General features: G+C 73.2%; 11 protein-coding genes. 4 read left to right on the forward strand and 7 right to left on the reverse strand.

Annotation, left to right across the window (positions count from 1 at the left end):
* Window positions 1-6: 6 nt before the first annotated feature.
* A complete protein-coding gene (locus tag EES41_RS07175) occupies window positions 7-1,503 on the reverse strand; it encodes an FUSC family protein (protein WP_123076635.1) in 1,497 nt (498 codons plus the stop codon).
* Between the two features lie 605 nt (window positions 1,504-2,108).
* Between EES41_RS07175 and EES41_RS42855 the strand changes: the two genes are divergently transcribed.
* A complete protein-coding gene (locus EES41_RS42855; RefSeq protein WP_164495779.1) occupies window positions 2,109-4,592 on the forward strand; it encodes a DUF4157 domain-containing protein in 2,484 nt (827 codons plus the stop codon).
* A gap of 36 nt (window positions 4,593-4,628) precedes the next feature.
* On the opposite strand, the gene EES41_RS07185 is transcribed toward EES41_RS42855, so the two are convergent.
* A complete protein-coding gene (locus EES41_RS07185) occupies window positions 4,629-5,300 on the reverse strand; it encodes a TetR/AcrR family transcriptional regulator (RefSeq protein ID WP_250569117.1) in 672 nt (223 codons plus the stop codon).
* Window positions 5,301-5,370: 70 nt separating this feature from the next.
* Window positions 5,371-6,273, reverse strand: coding sequence for a pirin family protein (locus EES41_RS07190; protein WP_123076639.1), 903 nt, complete (start codon window positions 6,271-6,273; stop codon window positions 5,371-5,373).
* A 242-nt stretch (window positions 6,274-6,515) separates the two neighbouring features.
* Here EES41_RS07190 and EES41_RS07195 point away from each other — a divergent pair, with 242 nt between their 5' ends.
* The gene (locus EES41_RS07195; protein ID WP_254211361.1) at window positions 6,516-8,102 is read left to right on the forward strand and encodes an alpha/beta hydrolase; all 1,587 of its coding nucleotides are present in this window, start codon (window positions 6,516-6,518) and stop codon (window positions 8,100-8,102) included.
* 117 nt (window positions 8,103-8,219) lie between these two features.
* On the opposite strand, the gene EES41_RS07200 is transcribed toward EES41_RS07195, so the two are convergent.
* Window positions 8,220-8,672 (reverse strand): SRPBCC family protein, encoded by a 453-nt coding sequence (locus tag EES41_RS07200; RefSeq protein WP_123076641.1) that lies wholly within the window; start codon window positions 8,670-8,672, stop codon window positions 8,220-8,222.
* A complete protein-coding gene (locus tag EES41_RS07205) occupies window positions 8,672-9,394 on the reverse strand; it encodes a TetR/AcrR family transcriptional regulator (protein ID WP_123082322.1) in 723 nt (240 codons plus the stop codon). The genes EES41_RS07200 and EES41_RS07205 overlap by 1 nt, the downstream gene beginning before the upstream one ends.
* Window positions 9,395-9,518: 124 nt before the next feature.
* On the opposite strand from EES41_RS07205, the gene EES41_RS07210 reads away from it, so the two are divergent.
* On the forward strand, window positions 9,519-10,448 hold the full coding sequence (locus EES41_RS07210) for an SDR family oxidoreductase (RefSeq protein WP_123076643.1): 930 nt from the start codon (window positions 9,519-9,521) through the stop codon (window positions 10,446-10,448).
* Between the two features lie 52 nt (window positions 10,449-10,500).
* On the opposite strand, the gene EES41_RS07215 is transcribed toward EES41_RS07210, so the two are convergent.
* Together EES41_RS07215 and EES41_RS07220 are read right to left on the reverse strand one after the other, a co-directional pair.
* Window positions 10,501-10,914 carry a PaaI family thioesterase gene (locus EES41_RS07215; RefSeq protein ID WP_123076645.1) on the reverse strand — a complete coding sequence of 138 codons (414 nt, stop codon included), beginning with the start codon at window positions 10,912-10,914 and terminating at the stop codon, window positions 10,501-10,503.
* 49 nt (window positions 10,915-10,963) lie between these two features.
* Window positions 10,964-12,997 (reverse strand): NADPH-dependent 2,4-dienoyl-CoA reductase, encoded by a 2,034-nt coding sequence (locus tag EES41_RS07220; RefSeq protein ID WP_123076647.1) that lies wholly within the window; start codon window positions 12,995-12,997, stop codon window positions 10,964-10,966.
* A 210-nt stretch (window positions 12,998-13,207) separates the two neighbouring features.
* On the opposite strand from EES41_RS07220, the gene EES41_RS07225 reads away from it, so the two are divergent.
* Window positions 13,208-13,909: an alpha/beta fold hydrolase gene (locus EES41_RS07225; protein WP_250569116.1), complete on the forward strand. Its 702-nt coding sequence runs from the start codon at window positions 13,208-13,210 to the stop codon at window positions 13,907-13,909.
* Window positions 13,910-13,944: the final 35 nt, after the last annotated feature.

Genomic DNA, 13,944 nt, shown 5'->3' on the forward strand with positions numbered 1-13,944 from the left:
CGCCGGTCAGGCGGCGGGGATCAGCGGAGCCCTCGGGTCGGTGCGCAGTGGGGTCGCGAGGGCGACCAGGGCGTGCTCCAGCCCGTGCAGGTGCGCGAGGGCCGACTCGGCGGCGGCCGCCGGGCGGGGCGCGGCCGGGGCGGTGAGCTCGGCCGCGCCGTGCGGGGCGGTGAGCGCCTCGACGGCCGCCTGCACGCGCCAGCAGGCGGCGGCGAGGCGGGCGTCGTGCGAGGCCTGCGGGTCGGCGGCGACGGCCACGAGGCCGCGTACCTCGCGGGCGCAGTCGTCGAGCAGGGCCAGCACCTGGCGGGCCCGGGCCTTGCGGGCGCGCAGCGGGCTCAGCGGGTGCACGAGGGGGGCGAGGGCCATGCGCACGCGGCCCAGGAGCAGTTCGAGCTCGGCGGCGTGCGGGGCCGGATCGGCGTCCGGGTCGCCGGCGAGGCGGTCGAGGGTGGCGGCGGTGGAGGCCCGTACGCAGTGCAGCGCGCGCTGGATCCAGGCGTCGTTGGCGGCGTGGGTGGTCACCGGGAGCACGATCACGACGGCGAGAGCGGCGCCGAGCGCGCCGATCGCGGTCTCCTGGAAGCGCAGGAGCAGCAGGCCGGGGTGCAGGACGCCGAGGAGTCCGTAGAGCAGTCCGGCCATGACGGTGACGAAGAACATCATCCAGGAGTACGAGGGCGCGGCGGTGTAGAAGATGCCGAAGACGCATACGGCGACCAGCGCGGCGGTGGGCGCGGGGGCGCCGTGCAGCGGTACGGCGATCAGCAGGCCGGCGGCGATGCCGATGACCGTGCCGAGGACCCGGCGGAAGCCGCGCACCAGGGTCTCGCCCCGGGAGGTGGTGTTGACGAAGATCCACCAGGCGGTGCCGACGGCCCAGTACCAGCGGTCGTCGGAGAGGGCCTGGCCGATGGTGAGGGCGAAGCCGCAGGCGGCGGTGGCCTGGAAGGCCTGCCGGGTGGTGGGCCGGGCCAGGCCGGTGCCGGGGAGGCCGGGCGGGGCGGCGGGCGGCGGGGTGCGGCGCTCGATGGGCCACAGGACGAACCGGGCGGCGCCGGCCGAGAGGAGGGCGAGGCCGACGGCGGCGTACAGCTCGGGCAGCTGGCCGGGGCGGGCGTGGAGGAACTGGGTGACGAAGAACATCATGAAGCCGAAGATCCCGAGCGCGTGTCCGCGCGGCCCCCAGCGGCGGGCGTAGACCCCGGCGAAGACGACGGCGAGGAACGCGGCGTCACGGACGAGCGGCAGGTCGTGCAGGGCGGTGGCCAGCGCGAGGACGGGGAACCCGGCGGCGGGCAGCAGGGCGGTGGTCAGGCGCTGGGCGCGCACGGTGGAGTCGAGCACGGTGAAGAGGGCGAGCAGGGCCGCCAGTCCTCCGGTGATGGAGGCGGTGAGGGAGAGCCCGCAGAGCTCGGCCATGACGACGGCGAGAGCGACGCCGATCACCGCCCGGCTGGAGTTCCTCAGTCGCATCAGCCCCGGATCCGGAGCCACGAACATTCTCTTCACGGCGGTGTGCCGCCCCCCTTGCAGTGGTGCGCGCCGGCCCGGCGACCGCCCGGGGGTGGTGGGCGGCGAAGGGCACGGCGAAGGCGCCGCGCTCCGGTCCGGCCTCGTTGCCGCCCGGCGCTGCGCGGCGCCGTAAGTACATGGATACGCCACAGATAAACATGTACGGCCCACTGGCTCAACCGTGCGGCGCTGGACTGTGCCATTGGTACAGCTCTGGAGGGTGAGGTTCGGCCGGTCACGGCCAACGGACCAGCTCGGGGGCACGGTATCGGACCCATGCGTGGATTGCAGGGCGTAGGGGGGCAACCTAGACTGAAAATGATCAATCCGCCAGCCCCATCCCCTTCCCGGATCCCCGCGCGAGCGGGGTGAGACCCATGGCCGAGCGCGTACGTCAGTCGCAGGTCCGCAGCGGCGCCCACCGCGGCGGGCGGGCCCCTCGGACGCCGTCGAAGGCGCAGCCGCGGTCGAGGGGGCGCGCGTGGGAGCGGTACCGAGGGCGGGGGCGGGAACCCGTACGGGACCCGGAACCGGGATCCGGACCGGGACCCGAACCGGGAGTCGTCGAGGCTCCGCCCGGGCTGGCCCGGCTGATGGCGTCCGGCGCAGGCAACCGCGCCGTGGGCGCGTACCTGCGCGAGGAGGCCCGGAGCGCCGAGGGGCGCGAGCTCGCCCCTCCGCTGCGGGCGGAGATGGAATCCCGTCTGGGCGCCGACCTGTCCGCGGTGCGGCTCCACACCTCCACGGCCGCGGCGGAGTCGGCGAACGCGCTACGGGCCAGGGCCTTCACGGTGGACCAGGACGTCGTCTTCGCGGCGGGCGAGTACCGCCCCGGCGACCCGGGCGGCCGCGCCCTGATCGCCCACGAGCTGGCGCACACGGTCCAGCAGGCGCGCGGCGGACCGGCGCCCGCGGGGACGGACCGTACGGAGCGGGCGGCCGCCGCCGCCGCGAGCGCCGCCGGGGCGCGCGGCACGGCCCCCGCGCCGGCCGTGGAGGGGTCCGCGGTCGGCGTGGCCCGGGTGGCGGCCGGGGAGCAGACCCAGGAGCAGGCGGCGCCGGAGAAGCCGGACTCCCTCGGCTTCTGGGGCGACCTGCTGGTCGACGAGCTCGCGGGGGTGGCGGTCGGGTCGGGCTTGCAGCAGCAGATGCTGAAGGCGGCCGTGATCGGCTTCTTCGCGGAGCTGGACCGCCAGATCCAGGATCCGAAGTCGAGGGCCGACATCCACGCCGGCGCCATGGACCTGGCCAAGAGCGGCAACCAGGAGAAGATGATCGCGGCGTACTACGCCGGCGCGGCCGCGGGCCTCGTGAGCCCGCTCACCGACCTCCTGGGCATCGGCGTCCTGCTCGAACAGCTCCAGGCGTTCGGAGGGAAGCTCGCGACCGGCGTCCTGAAGGGCGAGATCGACCTGATCGATGAGGTCACGGGGCTGATCGGGGCGTACGAGGACTTCAAGTACCACCTGGCCGCTTCGCTGATCGAGACCATCAAGGAGCACCCGGAGGACCTCTTCTTCTTCGGCAGCCTCCAGGACGTGGCGGTGCGCAAGGCGGGAGAGGCCGGCCGCACCGGAGCCCGGCGCGTCGTCGCGGCGATCTCCGAGAAGGACGGGGACAAGCCGGCCGCCGCGCCCGAGACGGCGAAGCAGATCCTGACGCAGCACACCGAGGCCGAGAAGGCCGGTGCGGCCAGCGCCCTCACCTCCAAGGCGACCCGGGCGCGGCAGGCCATCTTCCACACGCACCCGGAGCGCCTGGGGTACGACGTGGGGGAGGCGGTCGGCTCCGCCGTCGGCAACCTGCTCATCGCCGTGTTCACGGAGGGCGTCGGCAACGCCGTCACCAGGATCGCGGGCGAGATCGGGCGCGTCTGCCCGGTCCTCGCCCGCGGGGCGGAGGCGCTCGCCGAGATCGGCAAGGCCATCACGGCCGTGGAGAACGCGATCGGCGCCCTCGTCGAAGGGGCGCTCAGCACGCTGAAGGGCCTGGGCAGGATCCTCGGGCCGTTCCGCACGCTGATGACGCGCCTGCGGAACTTCCTGGGCAAGGTCCTCGGCCGGGCGGCCCAACTGGAGGCGGCGGCGCTCCGCGCGGCGGAGTCGACGGCGCCGAAACTCGCCCCCAAGGCGGTGCCCGGGCTCCCGGGTCCGGGCAAGGCGGGCACACCGCACACGAAGCCGTCGGCGGCGCCGAAGCGCGGGCGGCCCGGGCCGGGGGGCGGCGCGGTGAACGACAACGACGTTCCGCTGCGCAGGGGCGAGACGGTGAAGGAGCCCGCCCCCAAGGCCGCCGATCCCACCGCGCGGCCGGAGGCCCCGGAGCCGCACCCGCAGAGCGGGGTCCAGCCGGCGGCCCGGGCCACCGAGGAGCAGGCCGAGGAACAGGCCGCGCAGCAGGTCGAGCAGAAGATCGCGGTCAACGCCCCGCCTCCCGCGCACACCCCGACCACGGCCGTGAAGACCCCGCCGCCCAAGAAGCCCGCGACGCTCAAGGTGGTCCCCCCGCCGAAGGGCGCCCCGGCATCCGTGAAGCCGGTGTCCCCGAAGGGGACCACAGGACCGGGCAAGAAGCCGGTCACGGCCGCGACGAAAGCCGCGCTCGCCGCGAAAAGGGCGGAGGCGCGGGCGATCAAATTCAAGCTCGCCGCCCCGGCCGCCCGCTTCACCGCCCCGCTGACCCTCGCGGAACGGTCCATGATCGTGGAACACCTCTTCGAACAGCAGCCGCTCACGGGTGCGATGAAGGACAGGCTGCGCACCGATGCGAGGGCGTGGTGGAAGAGCGCCACTCAGGGGAAAGGACTACAGCCGGGAGGGGCGTACCAGATCCATCACATCGTTCCCCTGGAATTCGCGCACCAGATACCCGGGAGGTATCCCAACGACCTCGGCAATCTGGTGTTGATGGAAAACGTCACCCACAACCAGTGGCATTCCATCGTCAGCAAGCACCAGCTCGCCCAGGGTCGCCGCCTCACCCTTGAGGAAATAATGACACTTGAGCGGACCACCGTGCCCTACAACAAGGGGAACGTCTTCGTCATCCGGAACGGCAAGGTCGTTCCGGCACTCTGAGGCGCCGCCCGGAGGGACTCGATGGCCCGGTCCGGGTCACACGGCGGCGTAGCGGGCCAGGAAGAGGTCCACGCCGGAGGTGATGACCCGGGAGAGCTCGGCCTCGTCGACCTCGGTGTCGGTCGAGAAGGTGTGCACCAGCTGGAGCACCCCGAGGGTGGCCGCGACGAGCTGCTGCACGGCGAGCGCGGGGTCGGGGACCTCCAGCGTCCCGCGCGCGTCGAGTTCCGTGAACGCCTCGGTCAGCGGGCCGTTGTTCATGTCGTACGTGACCCGGTACCAGAGCTGGCCGAGCTGGGGGAAGCGGTCGATCTCGCCGATGACCAGGCGGCGCAGCGACATGATGTCGGGGCGCAGCACCAGCCTGGTCCAGTCGGTGGTGAAGTTGATCAGCGCGGCCCGCAGGTCCGGGGCCTCGGCGATGGTGGAGCCGCAGCACTGGAGGCCCGCGTACGTCTGGGGCAGGACGCCCCCGACGACGGCGAGGAAGAGGCGTTCCTTGTTGCCGAAGTGCTTGTAGATCGTCGCCTTCGAGACCCCCGAGCGCTGGGTGATGGCGTCCATCGAGGCCGCCGAGTAGCCCTCGGTGAGGAATTCCGCGAGGGCCGCGTCGATGATCGCCTGCCGCTTGCGCTGGGCGGAGTCGGAGGGCCCCGGGATGATCGGGATGCCGTACTCGTCCGTGGCGTTCATCGTCTCGGCGTCCATGCGGGGGCGGTGTCCTTCTGATCTGCTGCGCTGACGGGGGGTCTCTCAGTATATGAACTGAACCGTTCGGTCACACCTCGATGCGCCCCATCAGGCCCCGCTGGTAGTCGAGCTGCGCCTGGTGCAGCTCGGCAACGGTGTTCATGACGAACGGCCCGCTGCGGGCGACGGGCTCGCCGATCGGTTCGCCGGCCAGGACCAGGACCTCGGCGGCCGCGTCCGGGGCGGACACGGCGAACCGGTCACCGTCCTGGCCGAGGACGGCGAGGTGGCCGTTCGGGAGCGCGCCGTCGGGGGTGGCGGCGGCGCCGGACAGGACGTACAGCATGGCGTTGTGACCGGCCGGGACGGTGAACTCGGCGCGGCCGCCGGCCGCGAGGCGGGCGTGCACGACGAGTACGGGGGTGTGGGTGGCGAAGGGGCCGGTCACCCCGTGGGTGGAGCCGGTGATCACGGTGAGCTCGGCGCCCTCGCCGGTGGCGACCGTGGGGATGTCGGCGGGCGAGCCGTACTGGACCCGCGGCGGCGTGCCCTTGAGGCGGGCGGGGAGGTTCACCCAGATCTGGAGCAGGTGCTGCGGGCCGCCCCGCGTGAGCAGTTCGGGGGTGGGGCGGGCGAGGTGGACGAGTCCCGAGCCCGCGGTGAGCCACTGGACCTCGCCGGGGTTCATGACCCGCTTGTGGCCCTCGGAGTCGATGTCCTCCATGGCGCCCTCGATGACGTACTGGATCGTCTCGAAACCGCGGTGGGGGTGCGGCGGAGCGCCCTTGGCCTCGCCGGGCCCGAGGACGTGCGGGCCGACCTGGTCGACCATCAGGAAGGGGTCGACGAAGGGGAGTTCGTCCTGCGGGAAGGGGCGGCGGACCGGGAAGCCCTCGCCCTCCAGGGTGTGGAAGGGCGCGACGACGCGGGCGGTGGAGCGCAGGGTGGCGTCCGGGGCGGCGACTGCGGTGGTGGCTGCGGTGGTGTCCATGCCCCGACTGAACTATACCCACCAGTTCACTGTCAAGACTGAACAGTTCAGTTGGCTGAATGAACCGCTGCGTTTACTCATTTCGCTCCCCCAACACCCTCGGCGTGTCGGCCAGTTGTCCGGATTTCAGGTCATACGCGCGGAGGATCGAGACCAACTCTCGGGGATGATTCGCCCGCGCGGCGGGTGCAACAGGGTGGACTGCGACCATCCCTCAGCCGAAAGGACCGGTCTTCGTGCGCATGAAGCGATTCGCACCGTTGCTCGCCGCCGCCGGACTCGTCGCCACCACCGTTCCCCTGCTGTCCGCCACCCAGGCCACCGCCGCGCCCGGGCCCGACTACGGTGCGCGGAAGCCCGCTTGGCACCGTTGCGGCGCCGACACTCCCGCCTCGTACGAGTGCGCGACCATCAAGGTCCCGCTCGACTACAGCCGTCCGCAGGGCCGCAAGCTCGACCTCGCGATATCCCGCGTCAAGAGCGAGAACCCGGCCAAGCGGCACGGCGTCCTGCTCCTCAACCCGGGCGGCCCCGGCGGATCCGGGCTCGACCTGCCGCTGATGACGGCCGAGGCGATGCCCAAGGAGGTACGGGACCAGTTCGACCTCATCGGCTTCGACCCGCGCGGCGTCGGCCAGAGCAGCCCCATCAGCTGCGGACTGACCGACGCCGAGCAGAACATGGACCGGCCGTACCGGAAGGCCACGTTCGGGGCGGATGTGGCGTGGGCGCGCACCGTCGCCGACAAGTGCCGCGAGAAGGCGGGCGCGGTGCTCCCGCACATCACCACCCGCAACACCGCGCGCGACCTGGACGCGATCCGCGCCGCGCTCGGCGAGCGGAAGATCTCCTACCTGGGCTACTCGTACGGGACCTACCTCGGCGCGGTGTACACGCAGATGTTCCCGAACCGGACGGACCGCTTCGTGCTCGACAGCGGGGTCGACCCGCAGCGGATCTGGCGCGGGATGATCCAGGTGTGGGCGACCGAGGCCGAGCCGGCGTTCAAGCGGTGGACCGAGTGGACCGCCGAACGCTCGGGCGAGTTCCGGCTCGGCGACAGCCCGCAGGCGGTGTCACAGACGTTCTGGGCGCTGGTGGCGCGCGCCGACAAGGACCCGATCGTCGTCGACGACATGAAGATCACGGGCGACGACATCCGGGCCTCGCGGGGCGTGTTCTTCTACCCGGCGCAGGCCGCTCCCTTCGTCAAGTCGCTGAAGGACGCGGCCGACGGCAAGGCCCCGGACGGAGCCACTCCCACCGCCGCCACCGCCGAGCTGAAGCGCGTCTTCCGGACGGCCGAGCCCGCCACGGACAACGGCACCGCCGTCTTCTGGAGCGTGGTGTGCGGGGACACCGGCGCCTGGCCGCGCGATCCGGAGCAGTACCGGCGCGACGCGGTCAAGGACAAGGCCGCGTACCCGCTGTACGGGGACTTCGCCTCGAACATCAAGCCGTGCGCCTTCTGGCAGCGGCCGGTCGAGGCGGCCACGCCGATGAAGACCCGGGCGAACGTGATGACCGTGCAGAACGAGTGGGACTCACAGACCCCGCTGACCAGCGGCCAGGGCCTGCACCGCGCGCTCAAGGGATCGAAGATGGTGCTGGCCAAGGGCGGTGAGGGCCACGGCGTGTACCTCTCCGACCCCAACTCCTGCGCGAACGCGCCGGTCAGTGCCTACCTGACGACGGGCAAGCTGCCGGCCGAGGACGTGACCTGCCAGACGCCGCCGGGTACCGCCGAGCGGCGCGCCTCGCAGGCCCCGCAGGCCCCGCAGGCCCCGCAGAAGCCCCTCCCGCTGCCTTCCACCCCCGGGCGGTTCTGACCCGGTCCCCGACCGGAACGACAGGGCGGGCGCCCTGCCCGCCGGGCACCGCTCACCCCGTGGTGGGCGGTGCCCTTCGCGTGGCGCCGGTGCTCCCGCGAGCCGTCCCGCGGTGACTCACGCAGGGACGGAGGCCTCCACCGCCGCCTTGATCCGGCGGCCGAAGTCGGGGGCGTCCCGGCGGGCGGCCGAGAGCGCCAGCCCGACCAGGAGCTTGCCGAAGCCGTGCCCTTCGAGGGTGTTGAAGATGCGCACCCTGGTGCGGCCGCCCGGCAGCGCGTCGAGGTCGTAGCCGCCCTCGGCGGTGACCAGGTTCTTGCTCTGCTCGCGCCAGCGGATCCGGCTCGGCGGGTCGTGGCCGACGATCCGGAACTCCCGGCTGCTCTTCATCCCGGCGTCCTTGACGGTGCTGCGGAAGACGGTGCCGACCGCCGTCGGGCCGTCCGGCGTCTTGGTGATCTCCTGGACGCGCGGGCTGAACTCGGGGTCGTGACGGCCGTCGGCCAGGTACGCGAAGACCTGCTCGACGGGGCGGTCGATCTCGACGATCGACTCGAACTCTCCGGACATCACCGCTCCTCGCTGGGCTCCCCCACGGCCCACGATCCCAGACGCGCCCGGCCCGCGCGCGCCAGCAGCCCGGACAGCAGCACTTCCAGCGTCTCGCGCAGCGTGTCCTCGAAGTCGAGGCGGAACACCGCGAGCGCGGGGTCCTCCTCGTAGGCGGTGAGCATCGCCGCGCAGGGCTGCGCGTGCGCCCAGACGGATCCGGTGACCATGACGGTGGCCGCGACGAACCGGAAGGCGTCCTCCTGCCCCAGCTCCGGCACATGGGTGGCGACGAGCCCGGCGAGGGCGGTCGCGTTGGCGATGGCGGCGCGCTTGAACTGGGCGGCGACCTGCGGGGAGACGTTGCGCTCCAGGACTGCGGCCTGGGCGCTGATCAGGTCGCACAGCACCGGACGGTCCGCGAGCGCCCGCGCGACGCGGGCCGCCAGCCGGTCGGCCCGCTCGGCCGGCTCGGCCGGGCCCGCGGCCTCGGCGAGCGCGACCTCCAGGTGACCGACGAGTTCCCGGGTGGCGGAGCCGAGCAGCTCCAGCAGGACGTCCTCGCGGGATTCGAAGTACCGCAGCACGTTCGATTTGGCGAGGCCCACGCGGCGGCTGAGTTCGTTCAGGCTGACCTGCGCCACGGGCATCTCCGCGAGCATGTCGGCCGCGGTGTCGAGGATCGCCTCGCGGCGGGCGGCGCGCTGCTCCTCGCTGCGGGCGCGCTGGAACTTCTGGGGCAAGGTCACCACGCCAGCTTACAGACCTGCGGTCTGTTGTTATCAGACCGGCGGTCTGCTAGCGTCGGAGGGCAGGCAACAGACCGCCGGTCTATTACCTGCCCCGCCCCCGTCCCGAGGAGCCCCCATGTACGCCGTCCCCGATCAGTCCGGACAGTTCGTCGTCGTCACCGGCGCCAACAGCGGTACGGGCAAGGAGGCCGCGCGCCGCCTCGCGGAGGCCGGGGCCCGCGTGGTGCTGGCCGTCCGGACGCCAGCCAAGGGGGAGCAGGCCCGCGCCGAGATCCTGGCCCGCCACCCCCGGGCGCGGCTGGAGGTACGCCGGATCGACCTGGCCGACCTGTCCTCGGTCGCCGCCTTCGCCGACGGGATCCTCGCCGACGGCACCCCGCTCGACCTGCTGGTCAACAACGCCGGGGTGATGGCCCCACCGGCCCGGATGACCACGGCCGACGCCTTCGAGCTCCAGTTCGGCAGCAACTTCCTCGGCCCGCTGGCCCTGACGGTACGGCTGCTGCCCGCGCTGCTGGCCGCGCCCGCGCCTCGGGTGACGACCATGAGCAGCCGTACCGCCGACTTCGGCCGGATCGACTTCGGCGACCTCCAGTGGCAGCGCCGGCGGTACGTCCCGATGCTTTCCTACGCGCAGTCGAAGCTGGCCGACCTGATGATGGCCCGGCACCTGGCCGAACTCGCCGCCGAGCGGGACTGGCCGCTGCGCAGCACGGCCGCGCACCCCGGGTACACGAAGACCAACCTCCAGACCGCAGGGGCCAGCCTCGGCCGGGACGAGCCCTCGCGGCTGCACCGCGCGATGAGCGCGCTCGACTTCCTCCCGAAGCAGGAGGTCGGCCCGGGCGCCGAGCCGCTGCTGTACGCGGCCACCAGCCCGGACGCGGTGGCGGGCGGCTACTACGGCCCGGGCGGCCGCTTCGGCCTGGTCGGCCCGACGGCGGAAGCCCGGATCACCCGCCGCGCCCTGGACCGTACGGCCAATGCCCGCCTGTGGTCCGAGGCGGAACGCCTCACGGGCGTCAGCGTCACGGCCGCCCACTGACCTCGGGGCCACCGGCCACGGAACCGCCGGCCGCGAGGCCGCCGGAGCCGGGTCAGCCCAGCAGGGCGTAGACCGTGGCGGCCTTGGCGGCCGGCTCCTCGGAGCCCTCGGGGGTCATGGTGATGTCGGCGAAGGCCATCCGCTTGCCGAGCTTGGTGATGCGGACGTCGATCAGGACGTCCACGCCGGTCACCGGGCGCTGGAAGCTGGTGGACTGCTGGACCGTGGTCATCGGGCCGTACCCGCCGCGCGCGGCGGAGATCGCGATGACCGTGGCGGTGTCCGCGGCGGCCATCAGGGCCTGCCCCGAGAGCCCGCCGCCGTCCCGGGCCAGCGCCTCCGACCAGGGCAGCCGCAGTACGGCGTGCCGCTCGCCCGTCTCCGCGACGGTGAGGCCGAGGGCGAGGACCCAGGGCGCGAAGTTGTCGGCGAGGATCTTGTCCGCGTCTGCCGGTGTCAGCGTCACCGGACGATTGTGGCGGCCCGGGCCGGGCCGCCACAACTCCCCGTACGGGTCAGAGCGTTGCGGCCAGCTCCGTGCCCTGGCGGATCGCGCGCTTGGCGTCGAGCTCCGCGGCCACGTCCGCGCCGCCGATCAGGTGCGCGGCCACGCCGGCGGCGCGCAGCGCCTCGTACAGGTCACGGCGCGGCTCCTGGCCGGTGCACAGGACCACGGTGTCGGCGGGGACGAGCCGCTGCTCGCCGTCGACGGTGATGTGCAGGCCCTCGTCGTCGATGCGGTCGTACGCGGCGCCCGCGACGGAGACGACCCCGCGGTGCTTGAGCTCGGCGCGGTGGATCCAGCCGGTGGTGGTGCCGAGGCCGGCGCCGACCTTGGTGTTCTTGCGCTGGAGCAGCACGACCTGGCGCGGGGGCGCGGGCCGCTCGGGCGCGGCGAGCCCGCCGGGGCCGGTGTACGCGGTGTCGACGCCCCAGTGCCGGAAGTAGACCTCGGGGTCCTGCGAGGCGCCCTCGCCGCTGTCGGTGAGGAACTCGGCGACGTCGAAGCCGATGCCGCCGGCGCCGACGACGGCGACGCGCTCGCCGACGGGGGCGCCGTCGCGCAGGACGTCGAGGTAGCTGACGACGTTGGCGTGGTCCACGCCCTCGATGTCGGGGGTGCGCGGGGTGACTCCGGTGGCGACGACTACCTCGTCGTAGCCCTGGAGGGTGGCCACGTCGGCGCGGGTGTTCAGCCGTACGTCGACGGCGCGCTCGGCGAGCTGGGTGCCGAAGTAGCGGATCGTCTCCTCGAACTCCTCCTTGCCGGGGATCCGGCGGGCGACGTCGAGCTGTCCGCCGATGTGGCCGGAGGCCTCGTAGAGGGTGACGGCGTGGCCGCGTTCGGCGGCGGAGACGGCGCAGGCGAGGCCGGCCGGGCCGGCGCCGACGACGGCGACGGTCTTCTTCAACCGCGTCGGGAAGAGCACGAGTTCGGTCTCGTGGCAGGCGCGCGGGTTGACCAGGCAGCTGGTGATCTTGCCGCTGAAGGTGTGGTCGAGGCAGGCCTGGTTGCAGCCGATGCAGGTGTTGATGGTCTCGGAGCGGCCGGCGGCGGCCTTGGCCACGAAGTCGGCGTCGGCGAGGAAGGGGCGGGCCAGCGAGACCAGGTCGGCGCGGCCGTCGGCGAGCAGTTCCTCGGCGATCTCCGGGGTGTTGATGCGGTTGCTGGTGACGAGCGGTACGGAGACCGCGCCCATCAGCCGCTTGGTGACCCAGGTGTAGGCGCCGCGCGGGACGGAGGTGGCGATGGTGGGGATGCGCGCCTCGTGCCAGCCGATGCCGGTGTTGATGATGGTGGCGCCGGCGGCCTCGATCTCCTTGGCGAGGTGGACGACCTCGTCGAGGGTGGAGCCGCCGGGGATCAGGTCGAGCATCGAGAGGCGATAGATGAGGATGAAGTCCTCGCCGACGGCCTCGCGGGTGCGCCGGACGATCTCCAGCGGGAACCGCACCCGGTTCTCGTACGCACCGCCCCAGCGGTCGGTGCGCTTGTTGGTGGCGGCGGCGATGAACTCGTTGACGAGGTAGCCCTCGGAGCCCATGATCTCGACGCCGTCGTACCCGGCCAGCTTGGCGAGGCGGGCCGCGCGGACGAAGTCCTCTACGGTGCGCTCGACCTCGGCGTCGGTGAGCTCGTTCGGGACAAACGGGCTGATGGGGGCCTGGAGGGCGGTGGGGGCGACGAGGTCCTTGTGGTAGGCGTAGCGGCCGAAGTGGAGGATCTGCATCGCGATCTTCCCGCCCTCGGCGTGCACGGCCTCGGTGATCACCCGGTGCTCTGCGGCCTCCTCCTCGGTGGTGAGGCGGGAGCCGCCCTCGAAGGGGCGGCCGGCGTCGTTCGGGGCGATGCCGCCGGTGACGATCAGGCCGGCGCCGCCGCGGGCGCGCTCGGCGTAGAAGGCGGCGAGGCGTTCGAACCCGCCCGCGTGCTCCTCCAGGCCGGTGTGCATCGAGCCCATGATCACGCGGTTCGGCAGGGTGGTGAACCCGAGGTCCAGGGGGCTGAGCAGGTGCGGGTACCTGCTCCGGGTGCTCTGCGTGCTCATCGGGGTGTGCCTCCTCGCGCGGGGGTGAATGAACCTGTTCTAGCGAGGAGGCGAGGGTTTTGCAACTAGGTGCATAACCGGGACGGGGCGGTCCTCCGCCGCTTCCCCGGCCCCACGGGCCGCTCCCGGCGGAACCTGTGGCGCAGTTCACGCCGGACGCCGCCGCCGAGCCCCGGCGGACCCCCGCCCCGGCCCGGTAGCGTCGGCGCCATGACGGATCGGTGCGCGGTGACGGCGAACGGGGTACGACTGGCGTACGAGGCGTCCGGCCCGGCCGACGGCCCGCCCCTGGTCCTGCTGCACGCGCTCGGCCAGAGCGCCGGGCACTGGGCCCCCGTCCGGGACGCGCTCGCCCCCGGCCGCCGGGTGTACGCCCTCGACCTGCGCGGGCACGGCCGCAGCGAGTGGCCGGGGCGGTACTCGCTGGAGCTGATGCGGGACGACGTGCTCGGCTTCCTCGACGCCCTCGGGCTGGACCGGGTGGAGCTGGTCGGGCATTCGCTGGGCGGGGTGGTGGCCTACCTGGTCGCGGCGGAGCGGCCGCACCGGGTGACCCGGCTCGTCCTGGAGGACGCCCCCGCGCCGCTCCCCCGCGAACCGGTCGCCCCCGTACGGCCCGAGGGCGACCTGGACTTCGACTGGGCGATGGTGCTCGCGGTCAGGCAGGAGCTCGACCGGCCCCCGGCGGGCCGACTCGCCGCCCTGGAACGGATCTCCGCCCCCACCCTGGTCGTCTACGGCGGCCCCGCCAGCCACCTCCCGGCCGCCTCTTTCGACGAGGTCACCCGCCGCGTGCCCGACGCCCGGATGATCACCCTCCCGTACGGCCACCTGATCCACGCGGCCGCACCGCGGGAGTTCGCCGAAGCGGTGACGGCCTTCCTCGCCGCCCCGGCCCCGGCCGGCCGCTAGGCACCCGACCGGTCGGGCCCGGCGCAGGCGACCGC

It is taken from the genome of Streptomyces sp. ADI95-16, assembly GCF_003721495.1.
Lineage (GTDB): Bacteria > Actinomycetota > Actinomycetes > Streptomycetales > Streptomycetaceae > Streptomyces > Streptomyces goshikiensis.

Coding starts and splice junctions, on each gene's coding strand:
- EES41_RS07175 (WP_123076635.1), bottom strand. CDS start 1,503: ATGTTCGTGGCTCCGGATCCGGGGCTGATGCGACTGAGGAACTCCAGC.
- EES41_RS42855 (WP_164495779.1), top strand. CDS start 2,109: ATGGCGTCCGGCGCAGGCAACCGCGCCGTGGGCGCGTACCTGCGCGAG.
- EES41_RS07185 (WP_250569117.1), bottom strand. CDS start 5,300: ATGGACGCCGAGACGATGAACGCCACGGACGAGTACGGCATCCCGATC.
- EES41_RS07190 (WP_123076639.1), bottom strand. CDS start 6,273: ATGGACACCACCGCAGCCACCACCGCAGTCGCCGCCCCGGACGCCACC.
- EES41_RS07195 (WP_254211361.1), top strand. CDS start 6,516: ATGAAGCGATTCGCACCGTTGCTCGCCGCCGCCGGACTCGTCGCCACC.
- EES41_RS07200 (WP_123076641.1), bottom strand. CDS start 8,672: ATGTCCGGAGAGTTCGAGTCGATCGTCGAGATCGACCGCCCCGTCGAG.
- EES41_RS07210 (WP_123076643.1), top strand. CDS start 9,519: ATGTACGCCGTCCCCGATCAGTCCGGACAGTTCGTCGTCGTCACCGGC.
- EES41_RS07220 (WP_123076647.1), bottom strand. CDS start 12,997: ATGAGCACGCAGAGCACCCGGAGCAGGTACCCGCACCTGCTCAGCCCC.
- EES41_RS07225 (WP_250569116.1), top strand. CDS start 13,208: ATGACGGATCGGTGCGCGGTGACGGCGAACGGGGTACGACTGGCGTAC.